This is a genomic window from Embleya sp. NPDC001921, assembly GCF_053594475.1.
The window spans coordinates 100,116-121,358 of sequence record NZ_JBSFEO010000019.1 but is presented as its reverse complement, the minus strand read 5'-3'; the positions used below and the strand labels follow the sequence as shown (position 1 = coordinate 121,358).

Annotated in this window: 19 protein-coding genes and 2 pseudogenes; 12 read left to right on the top strand and 9 right to left on the bottom strand. The window is 71.7% G+C overall.

All coding sequences use genetic code 11. The features are described from left to right. Positions 1–68 precede the first annotated feature (68 nt). The gene (locus ACWCPW_RS22950; RefSeq protein WP_449763467.1) at positions 69–1,607 is read left to right on the top strand and encodes a YfcC family protein; all 1,539 of its coding nucleotides are present in this window, start codon (positions 69–71) and stop codon (positions 1,605–1,607) included. Positions 1,608–1,657: 50 nt separating this feature from the next. Here ACWCPW_RS22950 and ACWCPW_RS22945 read toward each other — a convergent pair whose 3' ends face one another. Both ACWCPW_RS22945 and ACWCPW_RS22940 read right to left on the bottom strand, forming a co-directional pair. Then, positions 1,658–1,849 carry a DUF397 domain-containing protein gene (locus tag ACWCPW_RS22945; protein ID WP_449763466.1) on the bottom strand — a complete coding sequence of 64 codons (192 nt, stop codon included), beginning with the start codon at positions 1,847–1,849 and terminating at the stop codon, positions 1,658–1,660. Then, entirely contained in the window at positions 1,846–2,664 is an 819-nt protein-coding gene (locus tag ACWCPW_RS22940) for a helix-turn-helix domain-containing protein (protein ID WP_449763465.1), read from the bottom strand. The genes ACWCPW_RS22945 and ACWCPW_RS22940 overlap by 4 nt, the downstream gene beginning before the upstream one ends. Positions 2,665–2,778: 114 nt before the next feature. On the opposite strand from ACWCPW_RS22940, the gene ACWCPW_RS22935 reads away from it, so the two are divergent. From ACWCPW_RS22935 to ACWCPW_RS22920, 4 genes are all read left to right on the top strand, one after another. Beyond that, complete coding sequence (locus ACWCPW_RS22935) at positions 2,779–3,021, top strand: hypothetical protein (protein WP_449763464.1); 243 nt, start codon at positions 2,779–2,781, stop codon at positions 3,019–3,021. After that, on the top strand, positions 3,005–3,205 hold the full coding sequence (locus ACWCPW_RS22930) for a hypothetical protein (protein WP_449763463.1): 201 nt from the start codon (positions 3,005–3,007) through the stop codon (positions 3,203–3,205). Before ACWCPW_RS22935 ends, ACWCPW_RS22930 begins: the two co-directional genes overlap by 17 nt. A gap of 80 nt (positions 3,206–3,285) precedes the next feature. After that, a complete protein-coding gene (locus ACWCPW_RS22925; RefSeq protein WP_449763462.1) occupies positions 3,286–3,579 on the top strand; it encodes a hypothetical protein in 294 nt (97 codons plus the stop codon). A gap of 179 nt (positions 3,580–3,758) precedes the next feature. Beyond that, complete coding sequence (locus ACWCPW_RS22920) at positions 3,759–5,717, top strand: glycosyl hydrolase (RefSeq protein ID WP_449763461.1); 1,959 nt, start codon at positions 3,759–3,761, stop codon at positions 5,715–5,717. A 105-nt stretch (positions 5,718–5,822) separates the two neighbouring features. Here ACWCPW_RS22920 and ACWCPW_RS22915 read toward each other — a convergent pair whose 3' ends face one another. Both ACWCPW_RS22915 and ACWCPW_RS22910 read right to left on the bottom strand, forming a co-directional pair. Beyond that, positions 5,823–6,167 (bottom strand): alpha/beta hydrolase fold domain-containing protein, encoded by a 345-nt coding sequence (locus ACWCPW_RS22915; RefSeq protein ID WP_449763526.1) that lies wholly within the window; start codon positions 6,165–6,167, stop codon positions 5,823–5,825. Positions 6,168–6,201: 34 nt separating this feature from the next. Further along, positions 6,202–8,409, bottom strand: a pseudogene (locus ACWCPW_RS22910) (family 1 glycosylhydrolase); the annotation flags it as partial. Between ACWCPW_RS22910 and ACWCPW_RS22905 the strand changes: the two are divergent. Next, the gene (locus ACWCPW_RS22905) at positions 8,335–9,933 is read left to right on the top strand and encodes a dipeptide/oligopeptide/nickel ABC transporter permease/ATP-binding protein (protein ID WP_449763460.1); all 1,599 of its coding nucleotides are present in this window, start codon (positions 8,335–8,337) and stop codon (positions 9,931–9,933) included. The pseudogene ACWCPW_RS22910 and the gene ACWCPW_RS22905 sit on opposite strands and share 75 nt — an antisense overlap. Then, positions 9,921–10,817, top strand: a complete 897-nt coding sequence (locus tag ACWCPW_RS22900) for an ATP-binding cassette domain-containing protein (protein ID WP_449763459.1) — start codon at positions 9,921–9,923, stop codon at positions 10,815–10,817. The genes ACWCPW_RS22905 and ACWCPW_RS22900 overlap by 13 nt, the downstream gene beginning before the upstream one ends. Before the next feature lie 83 nt (positions 10,818–10,900). On the opposite strand, the gene ACWCPW_RS22895 is transcribed toward ACWCPW_RS22900, so the two are convergent. Next, positions 10,901–11,344, bottom strand: coding sequence for a MarR family winged helix-turn-helix transcriptional regulator (locus ACWCPW_RS22895; protein WP_449763458.1), 444 nt, complete (start codon positions 11,342–11,344; stop codon positions 10,901–10,903). An 88-nt stretch (positions 11,345–11,432) separates the two neighbouring features. On the opposite strand from ACWCPW_RS22895, the gene ACWCPW_RS22890 reads away from it, so the two are divergent. Further along, positions 11,433–11,858, top strand: coding sequence for a nuclear transport factor 2 family protein (locus ACWCPW_RS22890; protein WP_449763457.1), 426 nt, complete (start codon positions 11,433–11,435; stop codon positions 11,856–11,858). A gap of 176 nt (positions 11,859–12,034) precedes the next feature. Next, on the top strand, positions 12,035–12,811 hold the full coding sequence (locus tag ACWCPW_RS22885) for a hypothetical protein (protein ID WP_449763456.1): 777 nt from the start codon (positions 12,035–12,037) through the stop codon (positions 12,809–12,811). 102 nt (positions 12,812–12,913) lie between these two features. Here the strand turns inward: ACWCPW_RS22885 and ACWCPW_RS22880 are convergent, their stop codons facing one another. Beyond that, positions 12,914–13,534, bottom strand: a complete 621-nt coding sequence (locus ACWCPW_RS22880) for a 3-oxoacyl-[acyl-carrier-protein] synthase III C-terminal domain-containing protein (RefSeq protein ID WP_449763455.1) — start codon at positions 13,532–13,534, stop codon at positions 12,914–12,916. Next, entirely contained in the window at positions 13,489–14,565 is a 1,077-nt protein-coding gene (gene corA, locus ACWCPW_RS22875; RefSeq protein ID WP_449763454.1) for a magnesium/cobalt transporter CorA, read from the bottom strand. The genes ACWCPW_RS22880 and corA overlap by 46 nt, the downstream gene beginning before the upstream one ends. Before the next feature lie 272 nt (positions 14,566–14,837). Here corA and ACWCPW_RS22870 point away from each other — a divergent pair, with 272 nt between their 5' ends. The 3 genes from ACWCPW_RS22870 to ACWCPW_RS22860 all read left to right on the top strand — a co-directional run bounded on the left by ACWCPW_RS22870 (position 14,838) and on the right by ACWCPW_RS22860 (position 18,356). After that, entirely contained in the window at positions 14,838–16,091 is a 1,254-nt protein-coding gene (locus tag ACWCPW_RS22870) for an aminotransferase class I/II-fold pyridoxal phosphate-dependent enzyme (protein ID WP_449763453.1), read from the top strand. Between the two features lie 917 nt (positions 16,092–17,008). Continuing rightward, positions 17,009–17,332 carry a hypothetical protein gene (locus ACWCPW_RS22865; protein WP_449763452.1) on the top strand — a complete coding sequence of 108 codons (324 nt, stop codon included), beginning with the start codon at positions 17,009–17,011 and terminating at the stop codon, positions 17,330–17,332. 187 nt (positions 17,333–17,519) lie between these two features. Further along, the gene (locus ACWCPW_RS22860) at positions 17,520–18,356 is read left to right on the top strand and encodes an alpha/beta fold hydrolase (protein WP_449763451.1); all 837 of its coding nucleotides are present in this window, start codon (positions 17,520–17,522) and stop codon (positions 18,354–18,356) included. A gap of 171 nt (positions 18,357–18,527) precedes the next feature. On the opposite strand, the pseudogene ACWCPW_RS22855 reads toward ACWCPW_RS22860, so the two are convergent. Both ACWCPW_RS22855 and ACWCPW_RS22850 read right to left on the bottom strand, forming a co-directional pair. Continuing rightward, positions 18,528–19,607, bottom strand: a pseudogene (locus tag ACWCPW_RS22855) (glycosyl hydrolase family 18 protein); the annotation flags it as partial. 93 nt (positions 19,608–19,700) lie between these two features. After that, positions 19,701–21,146, bottom strand: coding sequence for an FAD/NAD(P)-binding protein (locus ACWCPW_RS22850; protein WP_449763450.1), 1,446 nt, complete (start codon positions 21,144–21,146; stop codon positions 19,701–19,703). Between the last annotated feature and the right edge of the window lie 97 nt (positions 21,147–21,243).

Below are 21,243 nucleotides of genomic sequence, written 5' to 3'. Positions count from 1 at the left end.
GTCCGGGCCGTTCGTGTGGCGCCCGTCGAACCACCTCCGTAGCCACCAGCACTCGCAAGGAGCAGCGCGTGAGTACCGACCAAGCCCCGGCCGCGGCCGAGGACGAAGCACCCCCGCCCAAGGGTAGGTTCCGGTTTCCCAGCGCGCTGACGGTGCTGGCGATCGTGACGCTCGCGGTGTGGGCACTGACCTTCGCGATCCCGGCGGGCGAGTACCAGCGCGGCGAGGACGGCAAGCCGGTCGCGGGCAGCTACCACCACATCAAGTCGCCGGAGGACTTCGTCCAGCGGCTCAACGACCTGTTCCTGTCGCCGGTCAACGGCTTGTACGGGATCCGGGACACGCAGAGCGGTCAGGTCGGGCCGGACAACACGGGCGATCTGTACGGCAGCGCGGCGGTGTTCCTGTTCGTGCTGGCGATCGGCGCGTTCATCACCGTCGTGTTCGCGACCGGTGCGCTGGATCGGGGCATTGCCCGGCTGGCGCACCGACTGCGCACGCGCGGCGCGGTGTTGATCGCGGCGATCATGACGGTGTTCGCGATCCTCGGCTCGGTCGAGGGCTTCGCCGAGGAGACGCTCGGGTTCTACGGCCTGATCGTGCCGTTGATGCTGGCGCTGGGCTACGACCGGATGGTGGCCACCGGAACCATCATCCTGGGCGCGGGCGTGGGCGTGTTGTGCTCGACGGTCAACCCGTTCGCGACCGGCGTCGCGTCGTCGGCGGCGGGGATCTCGCTGGGCGACGGGATCGTGCTGCGGCTGGCGATGCTGATCGTGCTGACCGCGGTGACCATCCTGTATGTGGTGCGGTACGCCCATCGGGTCAAGGCCGATCCGTCCCGTTCGCTGGTCGGATTCCTGCCGGGGGACCGCGAGGCGGCGGAATCGGCGGCCACCGGCAGCGAGCCGCCCCCGCTGACCCGTACGCACCAGATGGTCCTGGTCGCGGTGACCATCACCTTCGTGTTCATGATCTTCTCGATCATCCCGTGGGCCCAGGTGCTCACCGGCGAAGCGGATGCCACCCCGTACGGCTGGGAACTGGGCTGGTCCTTCGCCCAGTTGGCCGCGATGTTCATCGTGGCGGCGGTGATCGTAGGGGTGTTGGCCCGGCTCGGCGAGAAGAAGCTGGCCGAGACGATCGTCCAGGGCGCGGCCGACTTCATCTCTCCGGCGCTGATCATCATGCTGGCGCGCGGGGTCACCGTCATCATGAACAACGCGCAGGTCACCGACACGGTGCTGCACTCGATGGAGGGCGCGGTCTCGGACGCCTCCTCGGCGCTGTTCGGCATCCTGATCTTCTTGGTGAACCTGCCGCTGGCGTTCCTGATCCCGTCCACGTCGGGGCACGCGACGTTGGCGATGCCGATCCTGGCGCCGCTGGCCGACTTCGCGGATGTGCCGCGGGCGTTGGTGGTGACGGCGTGGCAGTCCGCGTCGGGGTGGATGAACCTGTGGGTGCCCACCACCGCGGTGATCATGGGTGGCGTGTCACTGGCCAAGGTCGGCTACAACCAGTACCTACGGTTCGCGGCGCCGCTGCTCGGGATCTTGTTCGTACTGATCTGCGGGTTCCTGGCATTGGGCTCGGGCTTGTCCTGACCGGGAGGCGACGGGCCCGGCACGCACGGGCCCGTCGGCGACCGGTGACGTCAGGCACGCAGCGACGCGGTGAGGGCGGCCCACGAGGCTGCGCCGATTATGAGGTGGCCGATGGTCGGGGCTTTGCTGTCCCGGACGGGGACGAGCGTGGCGGCGACGCCGACCTCCACGCAGTTTCCGCCTGCTTGGTTGCTGTACGAGGACTTGCGCCAGTCGGCGGGTTGGTATTCGGACCTGGTCATATGTCCCCTGCCATGTATTCGAGCATTTCCAGTGAGAGTACCGGCGGCAGGGCAAGCTGTTGAACGCGTCCGAAGGATGTTTCGTACCGTCGGACATCGGCCGGATCCTCGTACAGGCGACCGTAGTCCGCGCCTTCCGTGTAGGCCGCCGCGGAGCCGTTGGGAAGCGTCAACATCGAAAGCGAGCCGCCCATCGACGGGTGTTCCCCCTCGGCGAAGCACAGCACGTGAACCGTGATCTCGGGCAGGTTCGCCATTGTTCGCAGGTGTCGAAGTTGGGTCACCATGATTTTGCGACTGCCGACCGGTCGCTGAAGCACCGACTCGTCAAGGATCACCGACAGGTCCGGAGTATCGGAGCTCGTCAGGCGCCTTTGCCTCGCCATTCGCAGGCGGACTTGCTTCTCCGTTTCCTCCGGATCCAAGACGGTCCGCAGGAGGGCGCGCGCGTAGTCCTCCGTCTGGAGCAGCCCTGGCACGGCATGCGCCGCGTACTCCCTGATTTGAGTTGCCTTCTCCGCCAGTTCCATGAATCGCGCCACCCAGTTCGGGAAGCTCTCCCGATCCAGGTAGCCCCAGAGGTCAATCAACAACCCCTCCGCCCCCAGAACTCTGTCCAGGTCGGCTGCCTGCTTTGCCGTCGGAGGGTGGCCCAGGGCTCGTTCGATCTGCCCGATGCGCGAGTAGTGCATTCGATCGGCAGCGTGGCCTAGCTCTGTTTGTGTCAATCCCCGAGCCATGCGCAGCAGGGCGACGCGTCGTCCGAACAGAGCAGCGAACGACGCGCCGGGGTTCATCTCGGCGACCAAGATCATCCGTTCTTAAGTCTCGAACCTTAAAAACCTGGGGCCTTTGCACCATAGTTCCGCGTGCCGATGCTTGTTCACAGAGTGGCCGAATCAGTACTGGCGGCAACCGAGAGGACAGGTATGCCCACTCCCGAGAGCTATCCAAAAGACCCCCGCGAGTGGACCACGGACGACGTGGCCCGCTTCTGGAAAGCCAACGCCAAGCGCGCCGTCCGGTGCGAACTCTCCGGCCGGATTGGCACGTTCGCCGCTGTCATCAGCCTTCAGGCGTTCGTGCGCCTCCCCGGCGGCACCGAGTTCCGCACCCATTGCGGCCACCTGCGGGTGCTGGAGGAGGCGGGGCGCGATGTATCGCGAGGGTGACTGGGTGGAACCGGCCAACGAGGCGGTGCGCCGGGTGCGTCACCCCGGACAGATCCTGATGGCGCAACCCCTCCCCGACGGGCACCAAAGGCTCACGGTCCAACCCCCGGGCGGCCGGATCGCCTGGGCGATGCCCTCCGACAGCGTGCGCCCGGCCGAACCCCCGGCCCGGCCCGCCCCCTGAACCGCCGCACCGCAGTCACTGGCCTGGCTGCGGTGCGGCCTTGCCTCCCCACACGGGAAGACCGAATCGGAGGTACGCCGATGAGTGCCCACGACGCACTCGGCCGGATCGGCCACAAGGTCAAACACCAGGACGAGAACCTACGAACAACCCACCCACCCGGCGAAATCGAGCACATCGACCCGCTCACCGCCCAGGCCCGGATCCAACCCTTCGACCCAACCCGCCCCCCATGGACCGCCCCCGTCACCCACCTCGTCCCGGACGACGCCATCTGGTACCCGAGCGACGGCGCACCCCCCGCCAGATCCAAGCCCTTCCCCATTCCCCCCGGCACCCGAGCCCCACGCACCTACGGCTGCTACCGCCTCTGACGACCCGGGGAACATCTGCCCTGTCGCAGGCGCCGCATCGACCGCCGACGCCGACGCCGACGGCACCGGTGGGCGGCACGGCACCCGCTCCACCCACCGGTCCACCCCGGTGGCAGCCGCGAACGCGGGCTACTCTTCGTGCGATCGTGAAGATCACGAACCACGGGGGTGGCGAACGCATGAGAACACGATGGCGTGGCTGGACGGCCGTACTGGCCATGACATTCACCGCAGGCTTCGCGGGGGTGCCTGCCGCGCGCGCTCATACGACGGATCCCAGTGATCCGCAGGCGAGTGCGGCGACGCGCGACGTGCGGGACTGGTTGACGCATCTGCCCAACCGGGCGCAGAACCGGGTGGTGTCCGGGCAGTTCGCCGGGTACAGCGGGAAGACCTTCTCGTTGGCCCAGGTGGACGAGCTGAAGGCGCAGACCGGTGCCAATCCGGGGCTGCTGGGCTGCGACTACGGGCACGACGGAAACGCGATCGACCACACCTGCAACGCGACGCTGAAGGACTGGTCGGCCGCCGGCGGCCTGGTCACGGTCAGCGCCCACCTGCCCAATCCCGATCAGCCGGACTGGAACGGGCTGTTCACCAAGTTGCCGACCTTCGACCGGCTCACCGACCGGAGCACCGCCACCGGACAGAGCTGGCACGCGGAGTTGGATCGGGTCGCCGAGGGTCTGCGCGAACTCGCCGACGCGAACGTGCCGGTGCTGTTCCGGCCGCTGCACGAGATGAACGGCGACTCGTTCTGGTGGAGCGCGCAGGACCCGCAGACCTTCGCCGAGGTGTGGCGGGACATGTACACCTACCTGACCGACGTCAAGGGCCTGCACAACCTGCTGTGGGTGTACGCGCCGGACTGCAACTACGGCAAGCGCTCGTCCTACTACGCGGGCGGCGCGTACACCGACGTGGTCGGCCTCGACTGCTATGTGCGCGAGCCCGCCGCGGTCCAGGGATACGACGAACTGGTCGCGCTGGGGAAGCCGTTCGCGTTCGCCGAGATCGGTCCGCGCAGCGGTCCCGGTGGTTCGATCGAGGTGCCGCTCGACTACGGGAAGTGGATCGACGCGATCCGCACCCGATTCCCGGCCACCGCCTACTTCATGGCGTGGAACGACCAGTGGCGTCCGACCGCCAACATCGGCGCGGGCCGACTGATGAGCGACCCGTGGACGATCGTGCGCGGCGAGATCGCGACCGCGGCGCGCACCGAGGGCGCACCCGCGCCGGTCGGCACACCCGTTCCGCTCGCCGACTTCGAAACCGACACCCAGGGCTGGGGCGGCTATCGCGTGCTCGCCGGACCGTGGTCGGTGACCGAATGGGCCGCGCAGGGCAGCCGGTCCCTCAAGGCGGACATCGACCTCGCGGCACCGGAGGCCTACCTGAACCGGGTCACGCCACGCGATCTGTCCGGCTACCGCGCGCTCACCGCGACCGTGCGCACCGCCGAGTGGGGCAACCACGCGGCCGGAACCACCGCCAAGCTCTATGTGCGCACCGGCGCCGGGATGACCTGGTACGACGGGGGAGCGGTCCGGATCGGCCCGGACGGCGCCGTGTTGCGTCTGGATCTCGGCCGGGTCGCCGACCTGCGGGACGTGCGCGAGCTCGGCGTGCTGTTCAACTCGGCACCGGGCGCGAGCGGACGAACAGCGGTGTACGTGGACGACGTTGCCGCGATCGCACCGCCGACCGTGTTGTCCGGCTTCGAGTCCGGGACGGACGGCTGGACCGGATACCTGACCGGGACCGCGCCGGCGAGCAGCACCGAATGGGCGAGCGAGGGCACCCGTTCGCTGCGCGCCGAGATCGACCTGGCGGCACCCGAGTCCTACCTGAACCGACGGGCCGTCCTCGACCTGACGGGACGCCGGGTACTCGCCGCCACGGTCCGTGCCGGCGCCTCGGGCGGCACCGCCAAGCTCTACGTCAAGACCACCGCCTCGAACACCTGGTACGACGCGGGCGCCGTCCCGCTGGGCCCCGAACCCCGCACGCTCACCCTCAACCTGGCCGCCGTGGGCTCCCTCCACGACGTCCGGGAGATCGGCGTGCAGTTCGAGCGCCGAGACGGCGGGTCCGGCACGGCTCCGATCTTCGTCGACGAGGTCACGGTGCGCTGATCGGGCGGCGATCAGGCGCCGATCGGCCACGTGCGGGCCGAGCCCGGGACCGGCGCGCCGGTGCGTCGGTCCCGGGGGTGTGGGGGTGTGCGGTCAGGGGCCGGGTCAGGCGGGTTCGATGGCGCGCCCCGGCTCCGGTGCCCCCGCCGTCTCGGCCACGTCCGCCGCCTCGGCGGCCCACTTCGCCTCGACCGCCCGTTGCACCTCGGCCAACCGGTCGAGCAGGGCCGGCGGCAGCGGGCCGACCAGGGTGCCGGCGAAGGCGTGTCGCAGGGCGGCGGCGCGCATCTCCGCGACCAGGGTCTGGGTGACGGTGCCCGGGACGACCCAGCCGCCGTGCAGGTGGCCGAGCACCCGCAGGCCGGCGGCGGGCACGTCGGCCGCGCGCAGCCGGGCCAGGTACTCCTCGGCCTGGTCGCGCAGCGGGTCGTGCTCGGCGACGAAGATCAACGCCGGGGGCCAGCCCCGACAGATCGCTGCCGTGCAGTGGCGAGACCAGCGGATCGGTGGCGTCGGCGGAGTCGGCCAGGTAGTGCCGGGTGAATGTGTTGAACTCGGCGGGCGTCAGGCCCGGTTTGCGCGGTGCGCCGGGCACGACCGGCTCCTCCGCCATCGGCGTCAGGTCTACGGCGGCGGCGTCGAGCACCTGGAGGCTGGGCTGTGGCAGACCCCGATCGCGCAGCGCCAGGCACATCGCGGCGGCGAGGTTGCCGCCCGCACTGGCGCCGCCGATCGCCACCTTGGTCGCGTCGATGCCCAATGCGGCGGCGTTCTCCAACAGCCACGCGTAGGCGGCGAGGCAGTCCTCCAGCGGGGTGGGGAAGGGGTGTTCGGGGGCGAGCCGGTAGTCGACGTTGACCACGGCACACGGGACGAGCGAGGCGACCGGTCCGCACTCGGCCTCGGCGGTGTCCAGATTGCCCAGCACCCAGCCGCCGCCGTGCAGGAAGAAGTAGGCGGGAACCGGGGTTTCCGGCTGCTTGGGCCGCAACACCCGTACGGCGATGGTGCCGTCGGTGACCGGCACCAGGTGCTCGGTGACCTCCGGGTCGGGACCGTACGGGAACTTGACCAGGGTCATCACGGCGGCCGACTGCGCGCGCCGCACGCTCAGGTCGGCGCTCTCGGGCCGGGCCCCGGCGGCGACACGCTCCAGGAGCCGACGCACGGGCGGGTCGATGATCATGGGCTTCTCCTTCGCTGAACCGGCCGTCGAGGCGAGGCCGGTGGGGTCACCGTTGGCAGTGGCAGTGGCAGTGGCAGTGGCAGTGGCAGTGGAAGGTGCCGGAGTCCGGTCCGACGCCTGCTCGGGGGCGGCGTCGTTCTCGTGCAGGGCGTCGATCCGCCCGGTGGTGATCACCCGCCGATAGGCGCGTGCGCTGGGGTGGACGATCCGACGCAGGTCGTCGTCGCGGTCGATGCCGACCAGCCCGAAGCGGGGCCGATAGCCGTGCGTCCACTCGAAGTTGTCGAACGCGGACCAGTGCAGGTAGCCGCGCACGTCCACGCCGTCGGCGAGCGCGGCCCGTACCGCCCGCAGGTGGCTGTCCAGATAGCCGACACGCTCGGTGTCGTCGGTGGTGGCGATGCCGTTCTCGGTGACGTAGATCGGCAGGCCGGTGACCTTGCCGGCCTGGCGCAGCATCTCGGTCAGGCCCCCGGGGTAGACCTCCCAGCCCATCTGGGTCGTGGGCGCGCCCGGCGGCGCGTTGCCGAGGTCGGAGTGCTCGGCGGCGGCGTCCGCCCGGGCGCGCGTGTAGTACTGGACGCCGACCCAGTCGCCGGGGTCGGCGGTGTCGCGCAGGTGCTCCAGGTGCCGCTGGACGAGCACGTCCCGGAACCAGTCGGCGAGTTCGGCGTCCTGCGGGCTGTCCGGGTCGGCCGGTTGGATGAACGGGAGTTGCAGGCACACGCCCGCCCGGGTGTCCGGCGAGGTCGCCCGCAGCGCGGCCACCGCGGCGTCGTGCGCACGCATCAGCGTGTGGTTGACCGCGACGGTCTCGCCCCGATCGCGGTGCCCCGGTGGGTGGTTGCCCTTGAGGTAGCCGTTGAACGCGACGATCTGCGGCTCGTTGATCGTGCACGCGAACGGGATCCGGTCGCCCAGGCGGCGCCCGACCTCCGCGGCGAAGGCGCCGAAGACCTCGGCGGCGTCGTCGGCGAGCCAGCCGCCGCGCGCGGCGAACCAGCGCGGCAGGGTGAAGTGGTGCAGCGTGACGAACGCGGTGATGTCGTGCCCGCGCAGCCCGTCGAGCACCCGGGCGTAGTGGTCGAAGGCGGCGAGGTCCCACACCCCGGGCCCGAGGGCCAGCCGGGACCACTCGATCGACAGGCGGTGCGCGTTGTGCCCGAGTTCGGCCAGCAGCGCGATGTCGGCGGGCCGGCGCTCCCACTGGGCGATCCCGGGACCGCTGACCTCGGCGGTACGCCCGGCGTTCTCCCAGTCGACCCAGTCGACCCAGTCGTTGTCGACCTGACCGCCCTCGACCTGATGGGCCGCGGTGGACGCGCCCCACAGGAAGTCCGTCGGGAAGTCCCGATCACCACCTGCGTCGCGCTGCTGATCGGCGTACCCACCGGACTCGTCGCCGGCTACGTCGGCGGCCGATGGGACGCGGTGTCGAGCTGGGTCGCCGACGTGTTCCTCGCGCTGCCCGGCATCGTGGTGCTGCTCGCCCTGGTCGCGGTGCACGGCCCCGGCCTGGCCGTGTCGATGATCGTGCTCGGCGTGCTCACCGCCGCGCCGGTCTTCCGCCTGGTCCGCGGCGAGGTGCGGCGCGTGCGCGGCGAACCGTACGTGGACGCCGCGCGCGTCGCGGGCCTGTCCGACCTGCGGATCATGCGCCGACACATCCTGCGCGTGGTGCGAGTCCCGATCATCACCCAGGCCTCGCTGATCTTCGGCCTGGCCATGATCATCGAATCCGGCATCGCCTTCCTCGGCCTCGGCGAGGCCGACCGGGCGAGTTGGGGCGCGATGCTGGGCGACGCCTCCACACACGTCTACGACACCGCCCTGCTGTCGGTGTGGCCCGGCGCGGCGATCACGCTGACCGTCCTCGCGGTCACCCTGCTGGGCGCGGGCCTGCGCGACGCGTTCGGCGACGCGCCCCGGCCGGTCCGGACACCGCGCCGCCGGGCGATCCGAGGGGCGGCGCGCGGACCGGTCCGGGCGGCCGAGGCGGCCCCGGCCGGCGAGGCGGCGCCGGCGGGGCCGACGACGGTCGGCACCGACGTACTCCTCGCGGTCGAAGGACTGCGGGTGGCCTACCCCACCCCCGACGGCGAGGCCGCCGTCGTCGACACGGTCTCGCTCAGCGTGCACCGGGGCGAAATCCTCGGTCTGGTCGGCGAATCGGGGTGCGGCAAGACCCAGACCGCGCTGGCCGTGCTGCGTCTGCTGCCCGCGGGCGGCACGATCCGCGCCGGCCGGGTCGAGTTCGACGGGCAGAATCTCGCCGCGCTGTCCGAACGCGGCGTCAACGCGCTGCGCGGGCGCCGGATCGGCTACATCCCGCAGGACCCGATGTCCAACCTCGACCCGAGCTTTCGGATCGGCAGCCAACTCACCGAGCCGCTGCGCGCCCACCTCGGCCTCTCCCGCGACGCGGCCCGCCGACGCGCGCTGGAACTGCTGGACCGGGTGGGCATCACCGACCCGCCCCGGGTGTTCGACGCCTACCCGCACCAGATCTCCGGCGGCATGGCCCAGCGCGTGCTGATCGCGTGCGCCGTCGCGTGCGAGCCCGACCTGCTGATCGCCGACGAGCCCACCACCGCGCTCGACGTCACCGTCCAGGCCGAGATCCTCGACCTGCTGCGATCGCTCCGGCGCGAGCACGACATGGGCGTCGTACTGGTCACCCACGACCTCGGCGTGGTCGCCGACCTGTGCGATCGGGTCGCGGTGATGTACGCGGGCGAGATCGTCGAGACGGCGACCTCGGCGGACCTGTTCGCCCGACCGGCCCACCCGTACACGGCCGCGCTGTTGGCCGCGATCCCGCCCGCCGAGGGCGGCACCGACCGGGGCCCGCTGCGCACCATCCCGGACCGGGTGCCCTCGGTCCGGGACCGGCCCACCGGTTGCCGATTCGCGCCGCGGTGCGCGTACGCCGCGCCCGAATGCGCCGTCCACCCGCAACCGAGCAGCCACGGAACCGGCGCGGTGCGCTGCGCCCGGGTGCGGAACGAGGTGATCGCATGGGCACGTTGAGGCCGGAACCCGACGCGGCGGCGTCGAACGGCACGAAGTCCGCTCCCGGTCCGCTCCTGCGCGTCGAGAACCTGGTGGTCGAATACCGCACCGCCGGTCGGCGCAAGCCGCCGCTGCGGGTGCTGCACGAGGTGAGCCTGGACGTGCGTCCCCACGAAACCGTCGGTCTCGTCGGCGAATCCGGCTCGGGCAAGACCACGCTGGGCCGCGCGGTGCTCGGCCTGGTCCTGGTCGCGTCGGGCACGATCGCCTTCGACGGAAGCCTGATCGACGGCCTGGCCCGGCGCGCCCGGCGCGCGCTGAGCCGGGACATCCAGGTGATCTTCCAGGATCCGTACGGTTCGCTGAACCCGTCGATGACCATCGGCGACATCCTCACCGAACCGCTCACCGCCGGGCGCACGCACAGCCGAGCCGCCGCCCGGGCAAGGATCGGCGAACTCCTGGACGCGGTGGGCCTGCCGGCGGACTCGGCGGACCGGCTCGCCCGCGAGTTGTCCGGCGGACAGCGCCAACGGGTCGCCATCGCCCGGGCCCTCGCGCCCGGGCCGCGCCTGATCATCTGCGACGAGCCGGTCAGCGCGTTGGACCCGTCCACCCGGGCCCAGGTGCTCAACCTGCTCGTCGAGCTCCAGCAACGCACCGGCGTGGCCTACCTGTTCATCGCGCACGACCTGTCGGTGGTGGGCCATGTCAGCGACCGCGTCGCGGTGATGTCGAAGGGCGCGATCGTCGAATGCGACTCCGCACGGCGGATCACCACCGATCCCGCGCACCCGTACACGCGCAACCTGCTGCTCGCCGCACCGGTGCCCGATCCGGCGCGGCAGGCCGACCGCCGGGCCGCGCGACATCGGCTCGTGCGGGAGGGCGCGCCGCGGTGATCGGCCGGGTGCGATCGCGGCGGGCGGCACCAGGGTCGGCGCCGGCGGGTATGCGGATCACGCCCGGATCGTCGGCGGCGGCGTCAGGCCCGCTGTTGGTGGTGCGTGAGCAGTCGGGTGAGCAGGCGGGTCAGGGTCTGCCTGTCCTCGCCCGAGAGCGGTTGCAACAGGTCGTCCTGCACCCTGTCGAGCGTTCGATTCATGCGTCGCAGTTGCTGCCGGCCCGCGGTGGTGAGGGTGACCCTGTTGCGCCTTCGGTCGTCGGGGTCCGGCGTGCGCTCGACGTATCCCGCCTCGGCCAGTTCGTTGACCGCCGCCACGACGTCGCTTCGGTCCATGGTGCACCGGCGACCGAGTTCGACCTGGCTGGCCGTCCCGAACTCGTCCAGTGCGGCCAGGATCCGGTAGTGGTACCCGCGCGCGCCCACCTCCCCGAAGCCCTCGGACGCCAGGCGGTGGGCGTGCACCGCCACCTGGGTGAGCAGCCAACTCGGCTTCGCGGCCATCTGCGCGGGGGTCTGTTCCACGACCGCCACGATACATCGTTGGCGTAGCCAATGAATCCCGATATGGTTGGCGTCGCCAATGTTGGACTCGCCAACGTAAAGGGATGCCATGTCCACGAATACCCTGATCGCCGATCGCATCGAGATCGCCGACCTGTTCAGCCGCTTCGCGCGCCTGCTCGACGATCGGCGGTGGGAGGACGCGGACACCGTCTTCGCCGACGACGTGACGCTGCACACGCCGCGCGGAGGCGGGGGCGAGATCCGCGGCCTCGAGCAGGTGGTCGGATTCCTGCGCCGGGCCGATGCCGAGGCTGTGGGGGAGTACACCCAGCATGTGACCACCGACCTGCTGGTGGACGTCGACGGCGACCGGGCCACCGCCTCGGCGAACTCGCTCGTGTACTTCTACCGCGAGGGCCGCGCCCCCCACCTGACCAGCGGCCTGCGCCTGACCTACACCGTCGTGCGCACGGCGGCCGGTTGGCGCCTCCACGAGGGGTGGACCGAACTCGCCTGGAGGCGGGAGAACTGATCCCTGCCCCGGGCGCCGCACGTGCCGAGGGCGAGCCGCGCGGGTGGGCCTGGTCGCCGGCCCGTTCGCGCGACCCGAAGTGCGGGATGCGCGGAGGATTCGGCCCGGACACGGACCGATCCGGATAATGACCGCGTTGCAGCCGTCCGTTCGTACGACCCCCGAGGAACGCCCCCATGCGCAAGACTGTCCGCCGCCTCGCCGTTGCCGTCATAGCCCCCGCGGTGTTGCTGGTGTCGGGCTGCGGTTCCGATTCGGGCGATTCCGACTCGCCCGGCTTCGTCCCGGGCGGCGCCGGCGACACCGCGGCGAACGGCGGCCCCGTAGCCGCTCCGTCGAAGCCCGCGGCCAAGGAACGGCAGGTGCTCAGCGGCACACAGCTCGCCGCCGCGCTGGTCACGACGCAGGAGCTGCCGGGCCGTACCGCCACGCCGGACCGCGTGTCGCAGGGGTCGGAGATGAGCGAGAGCAACACCGGCCAGGACGGCGCCGGGCCGTGCCAACCGCTGTACGACCTGCTGGGCGGCACCGACTGGTACGTCGCCGAGGACCGCAACCTCCCGGCTCTGTTCACCTCCACCAAGGTGCGCGAGAGCGGCCGGGCCGACGATCAGCAGTCCGGCTACGAGATCGGCCTCAGCCAGCACCGGAGCTCCCGGGCCCAGGCCCTCATCCAAGGCGCGCGCAACGCCCTGCCGGAGTGCGGAGGGAACGAGAACTCCCGCGGATTCAAGGCGGGGACCGACCCCGGTTTCGGCGACGACTCGCTGACCATCGTCGTCCCCACCGAGGCGGGCAGCGCGACGTTCTCGTACGTGCGCAGCGGCAGCGTGCTCATCCACGTCGCACCCGTGAGCTCGGCCGCCACGCTGCGCACGCTCAAGGCCCCCGCCGCACCGGAAACCCTGCTGCGCACCCAGTACGAGAAACTGCTCCGAGCGCAGACGACCTGACCCCGGAGGGTGTTTCCGAGGGTGTGTTCGGGCACGTCGTCGGCCGCGGGCGGGGGAATCGGCCGCGGGATTGCGGGGGTTCGTCGGTTGACGGGGGTGGGGTCAGATTTCGACGACGGCCGCGGCCACCGCTCCCGCGCCGCCGAGCGAGCCGAGTAGGACGCGGGTGCCGGTTGGATGGTTCGACTCGAGGACCATGCGGGTTGCGATGAGCAGGCCCGCGGCTCGGGGGTGGCCGGTTTCCGGGCCGATGTCGGTGACCCGGTGGTGCTGGAGGCCGAAGTGGCGGCGGAAGGCCCGGCTCGTCTCGGCGGACGGCGTGCGCAGGGCGACGTGGTCGATGGTCGACCACGCGATCCCGGCCTGGCGCAGCGTCTGTGCGATCACCGCGGAGACCGCGATCGGCGCGTCCCACAGGCATTCGCCGTGGTGCTCCCGCCAGGAGGCGCTGACCCGGTCCGCCATCGTGGCCACCGCGGACCACCCCGGTTCGTGGTGACGTATCTCGCCGACCGCCCCGACTCGCGTTCCACCACCCGCCCCGACCCGCGCACGTGCCGGCCCGGGGACCCGGACGTCCGGGTGCGGACGCGTACCGGCCCGGTGGTCGCGCGCGGACACGGCCGGCAGGCGATGCCGGATCAGCCCCTTCTCCAGCACCAGTCCCGCCGCCGGGGTCACAGCCAGTCGTTGCGGCGGAACGCCCGGAACATCAACGAACACGCGGTGACCATGACCACCAGCACGGCGGGGTAGCCGTACGTCCACCTCAACTCGGGCATGTGGTCGAAGTTCATCCCGTAGATCCCGACGATCAGCGTCGGGACGGCCAGGATGGCCGCGATGGCGGCGATCTTGCGCATGTCGGTGTTCTGCCGGACGGTCACGCCGGCCAGGCTGGCCGAGAGGATGCCGTCCAGCAATTCGTCGAACGCGGCCAGCCGCTCGCGGACCTGGGCCAGGTGGTCGGCGACGTCGCGCAGGTAGGCGTCGAAGCCGGTGCCGACACCGGGCAGCGTGCCGCCGGAGAGTCGCTCCAGCGGTCGGGCCAGCGGCAACACCGCGCGCTTGAACTCGATCAGTTCGCGCTTGAGCTGGTAGATGCGCTCCGCGTCGTTGCTCGGCCGGGGCGCGAAGACGTCGACCTCCAGCCGCTCGAAGTCGTCCTCGACCTTGTCCGCGACGCGCAGGTAGTCGTCGACGACCCGGTCGGTGATGGCGTGTACGACCGCGGCCGGCCCGTGCGCGAGCATCGCCGGGTCGGCCTCCAGCGACTGGCGCAGCTCGACCAAGGGCGGCGCGCTGCCGTGCCGGACCACCACGACGAACTTCTCGCCGGCGAAGACCATGATCTCGCCGGTGTCGACCACCTCGCTGGTCGCGGTGAGCGCGTCGTGCTCGACGTACACGATGGTCTTCAGGACCAGGAACAACGTGTCGTCGTAGTACTCCAGCTTGGGTCGCTGGTGGGCCTCGACCGCGTCCTCGACGGCCAGCGGGTGCAGGTCGAACGCGTCGGCGATGCCGGCCAGGTCCTCGGCGAGCGGGGCGTACAGTCCGATCCACACGAACGAGTCCTCGCCGGCCTCGGCCGCGTCCAGAGCGTCGCGCAGTGCCACCTTGCCCGGCCGCCGCACGCCCTTGTCGTACAGCGCGCAGTCCACCACGACGGGCGCGCGCGAGGCCCCGGCGTCGGGCGTCGGTACCGCGCCGCTGCCTTGCCGGAATCGCCTGGGCGTGCGCCACGAGCTCATGGGTCCTGCTCCCGGATCGAGGGTGTCCCCGCCGATGGTAGGCGCCGCCGACGCCTGCGGTGCGGGGAGCGGCGGATCGGTGCGCGGAATCGGGCGCACCGCACGCGGAGTGAGCAGCCGAGTCGACGCCGCGGTGAACGCGGAGTGAACGCAAGGCCCGGCCGGGACAGGCCGCCGGCTCCGCCGCACCCCGGCGTGTTGCTAGATTGGCCCCGCCGCAAGTGACTGCGGCTTCCGCCTATTTTGGGGATCCCGTGCCGCACAGCACCACCGTGTCCATTCCGGAAATCGACCTCGCGGCCGCTCGGGCGGAGTATGCCGCCCTGGCGGCCGAGGGACTGCGCCTCGACCTCACCCGAGGCAAGCCCTCGCCGCAGCAGTTGGACCTGGTCAACGACCTGCTCACGCTGCCCGGCGGGGAGGACTTCAAGGCCGCCGACGGCACCGACTGCCGCAACTACGGCGGGCTCAACGGTCTGCCCGAGCTGCGCGCGATCTTCGCCGACCTGCTCCAGGTACCGGCCGGCCAACTGCTGGCCCTGGGCAACGCGAGCCTGACGCTGATGCACGACGTGATCGCCAACGCGCTGCTGTCCCGGGTGCCCGGGGCGGAGCGCCGCTGGGTGGACGAGCCCGAGGTGCTGTTCCTGTGCCCGGTGCCCGGCTACGACCGGCACTTCGGCGTGCTGGAGCGGTTCGGCATCGGCATGGTGTCGGTTCCGCTCACCGGCGCGGGTCCGGACATGGACCAGGTGGAGGCGCTGGTCGCCGCCGACCCGAGGATCAAGGGCATGTGGTGCGTGCCCAAGTACAGCAACCCCAGTGGGGAGACCTACAGCGACGAGACGGTGCGTCGGCTGGCCGCGATGTCGACGGCGGCGCCGGACTTCCGGCTCTTCTGGGACAACGCGTACGCCGTGCACCACCTGACCGACACCCCGGTCGAGCTGCTGTCGATCCTGGACGCGTGCGCCGAGGCCGGGAACCCGGACCGGGCGTTCGTCTTCGGCTCGACGTCGAAGATCAGCTACGCGGGTGCCGGCGTCGCGTTCGTCGGTGCGTCCGAGGCCAACGTCGCCTGGCTGACCGGGCTGCTGGCCAAGCAGACGATCGGCCCGGACAAGATCAACCAGCTCCGGCACGTGCGCTTCTTCGGCGACACCGAGGGCGTGGTGGCGCACATGCGGCTGCACCGCGACCTGCTCGCGCCGCGGTTCGAGGCGGTCTACGAGGAGCTGGAGCGCGAGCTCGGCCCGCTGGGCATCGCCACCTGGACGCGTCCCGAGGGCGGCTACTTCGTCAGCCTGGAGGTGCCGGACGGCTGCGCCGCCGAGGTGGTGCGGCTGGCCAAGGAGGTCGGCGTCGCGCTGACCCCGGCGGGTGCGGCCTTCCCCGGTGGGAACGACCCGCGCGACCACCAGATCCGGCTGGCGCCCAGCTACCCCACGGTCGACGAGGTCCGCCGCGCGATGCGAGCCGTCGCGATCTGCGTCAAGCTGGCCGCCGCCGAGGCCGCCGCGGCCTGACCCCACCCGCCCCGTCGCACCGCCCCACCGAGTGGACCGGCGCGACGGGGCGGACGGCGCGCGCGTGCCTTCGGCGGGACCGGGGGTTGGGCGCTCGTGGTTTCGGATCGCCACCGGCCGACGGCGACCGCGATCCCGCGTCGGCGCCCGGTCGAGGTCCACGGGCGCAGGTCCGCGTCGTGACCGCCCCTCCCGGACGGCTCGCCGCACGGCGTACGCCGTACGGCGCGCTGTGCGCTCGCTCGGATCCCTGTCTCCGCCCGGCGTGCTCGCCCGATGGACGCGAGGAGCAGCCCCGCGGTCGGCACCACGCCCGGAATGCCGCGGTCCGCGTCGGGCCCGCGCACGACCCGGCCGCACCGCGCGAGCATCGCCGCCCCGGGTGCCGGCTCCACCGGACCGCAGCCGCTCGGCGCCGGCCTCGCTTGCGACCGAGCCCGCGCCGCGCGTTCTCGTCGGGCCCGGATACCGGATCGCACGTCTGCGCCCCGGTCGGCACAGCCCGTTCGACCTCCCCGAGCGCGGCCGCCCGGGACCGGCCCGACCGTAGCCGAACCCGCGCCGCCGTCGGTCTCCCCGGCCCGGGAGCCGAACCGGACGCTCGCGCCGGCGACGCCCAGTCGGTTTCGCGGGTCGTGGTCGCGCGGGATCCGCTCCGGCCGGGGTGTCCTTGACGACGTGTTGTGTCGGTGGGCCCGGTATCCGAGGGGCGCCGATGCCGGTGATTGCGGCCCGGGCGCGATGTGGGCGGCTGAACGGGTGAACTTTTGTTGCCCGGCCGACCAGTTGGGGAGGGACCCCTCGGAACGAGGTTCCACCGCGCCCCGGTTGTGTCGCCGGCCGATCGAGGGTGAGGGTCCACTGATCACGAACTCGCCCGCGTGGAGGGTTCGTTGCCCGGGAATCGGAGAGCATCGATGCGCTTACTCGAACACTTCGGCCGAATCACCCTGACCGTCGGTGTCGCCCTCGCGCTGGGCGTCACCTGCGTCACGAGTGCCCAGGCCGCCACCGGGACGCTGACCTACGTGTCGGTGACCGGGGACGACTTCACCCTGTCCGATCCGGAGAACGGGGAGTGCTACCTGCTGTTGCACGGAGCCACGTGGGTGGACAACGGCACGGATACCCACGCGCAGTTGTACGGCGATCGGGGTTGTGAGGAACCCATGGCATCGCTCCCGCCGGGCACGGCGGGGGGCTTCGATCCGACGGTGCCGCACAGCGTGCAGTTCGGGTGATCCGACCGGGTGCCGGGGAGGGGGCGTGCACGGACGCGCTCTTCCCGGTACCCGGTGGCGGGTGGCGGGTGGCGGGTGGCGGGTGACCGGTGGCCGGTGGTGGTTTGCGGGTTGCTTGACGCTGTTAGGCTAACGGTGTTAGCTTTGCGGTGGAGGACATCGCCGCACGGATGCATGGGGGAAGAAAATGACGGAGTTCCTGGAGGTCGACGGGGGCCGGCTCGCCTACGACGTGAGCGGGGAGGGTCGATTGATCGTGCTCTCGCACGGCATGGGCGACAACAGATCGGCCTACCGTGAGGTCGCCGAGCAACTGAAGGCGGCCGGCTACCGGGTCGCCCGCGCGGACCTGCGCGGCCACGGCGAATCCACCGTCGGATGGGCCTCCTACACCCGTACCGACACCGCCGGCGACCTGCTCGCGCTGATCCGCCACCTGGGCGGCCCCGCCGTGATCGTCGGCCACTCCTTCTCCGGCGGCTCAGCCACCATCGCAGCCGCGCGGGAGCCGGAACTGGTCGACGCGATCGTGGAGATCGCCCCGTTCACCCGCGCCCAGAAGATCGACGCCAAGGCCCTGCTGCGCAACGGCCGCTACCGCAAGGGCATGACCCTGCTCATGGGCACCGCCGTACTGCGCAATATCGGCCTGTGGAAGCGCTACCTCGATCACGCCTACCCGGGCACCAAGCCCGCCGGCTACGCCGCACACGTCGCCACCTTGGACACCGAACTGAGCCGGCCGGGCCGGATGGCCGTGGTCGCCAAGATGGGCCAGTCCGCGCCCACCGATGCCGGCGCCGTGCTGGGCGACATCCGCTGCCCGGCCCTGGTGATCGAGGGCACGCTCGACCCCGACTGGCCCTCCGCCGAGGCCGAGGGCGCGGCCATCGTCGCGGCCATGCCCGAGGGCCTGGGCCGACTCGAACTGGTCGAGGGCGCGGGCCACTACGCCCACGTGCACTTCCCCGACCGCGTCGCGGAAGCCATCCAAACCTTCCTCGCCGCCGAGGCCCACAACTGACCGACCGACCCCCCGGCCGTGCGCGGTGACCTCCCGTCCCGATCCGTCGTCCGCACCCCGACCCCACCCCGATCCCGAACGCGGCATCCCCGGGCCCCAACCGGGTGAAGACACGCCCTGACCCTCGGCGAGTACGCCCCACAGCGCGGGATCCTCGAAGCCCAGAGCCCACAGGCCGCTGCCTCGCACACCGTATGCGCGCATGGTCGCCAGATGGGCGGCGGCACCGTTCGCGTCCTGGTACCAGACCTCGTGGGTCTGTCCTTGGTCGACGTAGGTGAAGTGCGGGGTGCCGGATTCGGGGTCGAGGCGGTACTCCGCCTTCTTGTCCAGGCGCAGCGCCTCCGCCTCCAGGGTGGTCACGTGTTCGGCGCGGTCGGTGGAACCGACGGTCCAGTCCCAGCCGTACGCCGGCAACGCGACCTCGATCCGGTCGACCGGGACGGCGTTCGTGGCGTGGCGGAGGAACTCGTCGTACCACGCGAGCGAGGACAGCGGTCCGGGTGCGCCCTCGGCGTGGTGGAGGTTGTAACCCATGATCCGCAGGCGGTCGACGACGCCGCCCAGGTGCGCGTAGTCGTAGGCGTGCCCGGAATCGCGGGTGTGGGGCATCACGGTGATCACGCACTGCTTGTCGATGGCGTGGAGGCGCCGACACAGTTCGGTGGCGAGGGCGTTGTAACCGCGGCGGACTCGCTCGCGCAGGTCTTCGTCGTCGGTCTCGGCCATGCGTTCGTAATCCAGGTCGATGCCGTCGTAGCCGGGGCTCTCGGCGAGGCGGACGAGAGTGTCCACGTGTGCCGTACGGCGGGTCGGATCGTCCATGAGGTCGGCCATGGCCCGGGCGTCGAGGGTCTCGGTCACGGTGGGCACGACCTTGACGCCCCGGGCGTGGAGGCCCTCGACGATGCGCTGGTCGCCCGCGCCGGGATGGGGACCGACGGTGGTCTCGGACGTGGCTTGGTACCAGAACGGACTGACGGTGTGCAGTTGGTCGGCGTGCGCGAGCGCGTCCTGGTAGGCGGCTTCGCCGCCCCAGTAGGGCAACCAGGCCGAGGTGACCCGCACCGGTGCCGGTGCCGGCACCGGCACCGGCACCGGTGCCGACGCCGACGCCGACGCGGCGGATGGAGCGAGTCGAGAGCCCGTCGCGACGGAGTCGGTGCCGGCGCCCGCGGCACCGGTCGTCAGTACGAGGGCGGCGGCAAGGACGCCCGCGAAGCGACTGCGCGTGGCCGAGGCTGTTCTCATGCTCCGACCCTGTTGCACACCGGCGGTATCCGAGGCACCCGGCCCGCCGACGAAGGCCGGAATCGGACCGATCGGCGCAACCGACCCCCCACTTCAGGACCGCGCGACCTCGCGGCCGTGCCGTCGCAGTGCCTGGGCGGTCCGGGACGCCTGGGCGGCGATCGCGGGGATACTGGAGGTGATGAACGACCCGCCGCCCGCCAGGTCCCCGACCACGTGCACGTGCGGGTCGACGGGGACCAGCCCGCCGGCCGGGTGGAGTGTGGCCAGGCCGGTGTCCACCAGGGAGCGCACCAGTTGCCCGGCCGCGGTGGGGACGGCCTGCGGTGCCGGGTTCACGGCGTTGACGACGGTCGTCACGGTCCGCTCGCCACCGCCGGTGCGCACCCGGAACCGCCCGCCGACCGGCTCGATCGCGTCGACACCGCGGCTGACGGCGAGTTGGCCGGAATCCAGCAGCCCCAGCAGGATGGACGCGTTCACCGGAACCATGGGCGACACCACGCTGTTGATCGTGCGCACGTGGCCCCGCAGCCACGTGCGGTCGGACTCGGGCAACAGCCGCCAGGCGTAGGGGCCGACGCTGTGCGCCGCCTCCTGCAGGGCGCGGCGGCCGACTCGCGGATCGTCGACGGCGGCGATCTGACGCCGGAGGCGCCGGGCCGGATCCTCGGTTGCGGAGCTGCGCAGCGCGGCGGCGAATCCATCGAAATCCTCGCCCGCTTCGGCCAGTTCGGCGCGCAACAGGCCGATGAGGTCGTCGAGCGAGACGTACCCGCGCGCCCTGTGCAGTTCGGTCACCCGGTCGGCGGTCATGTGCCGCGGGCGCCTGTCGGTCGGGCGCTGCCAGACGTGCGGCAGCACCCCGCCGCGCGAGAGCATGGTGATTCGACCCGTGTGGCCGCGTGCGGCCAGCGCCACGACCACGTCCACGGCGGTCAGGCCACTACCGACGACCGCCACTTCGTCCTCGGCCCGAACACCGTCGAGTGTCTCGGCGAGCGGGTAGGGGTCGGCCGTGAAGCCGGGATTGCCGGCGAGGCCGTAGAGGTCCGCGGGTGTTCCACCGCCCACGCACAGCGCCACGTCGGTGACTTCGTGTTCCCGCGCGTCGTGTGTACGCAGGACGATACGGCCCGCGGAACGCGCGGCCCCGGTCACCCGGGCGCGCACGAGGCGGACCGCGCAGCCGTGTTCGCCCAGGGCCGCCGTGGCCTTCTCCGCCGTGTGCGCGAGGTACTCGCCGTAGAGCGCCCGGGGGACCAGCGGGCGGCCCAGGAGCTCGTCGTCGTGCTCCGCGCCGCGTTCGCCCAACCAGGCCGCGTAGTGGCCGAAGTCGCCCTCGCGGATGGACATGATGGCCGGTGGCGCGTTCACCAGGACCGCGTCCAGGTCCGGGCCGTAGGGCCGTCCCCGCCACGGATGGGGTGACGGATCGAAGACGGTGACCGTTCCCCCCGTGCCCGCGGCGGTCCGGGCTGCCAGGGCGTCCAGGAGGCCGACCGCTGCCGCGCCGCCTCCGATGATCGCGATGTCCATGTTCTCCCTCTCCGGTGGTCGTGTGCCATATCGACCTTGGCGGGAGTGGTCCGCCGGTCCCATCCCGCGCGGAGGGGTGATCGGCGCGGAACAACCC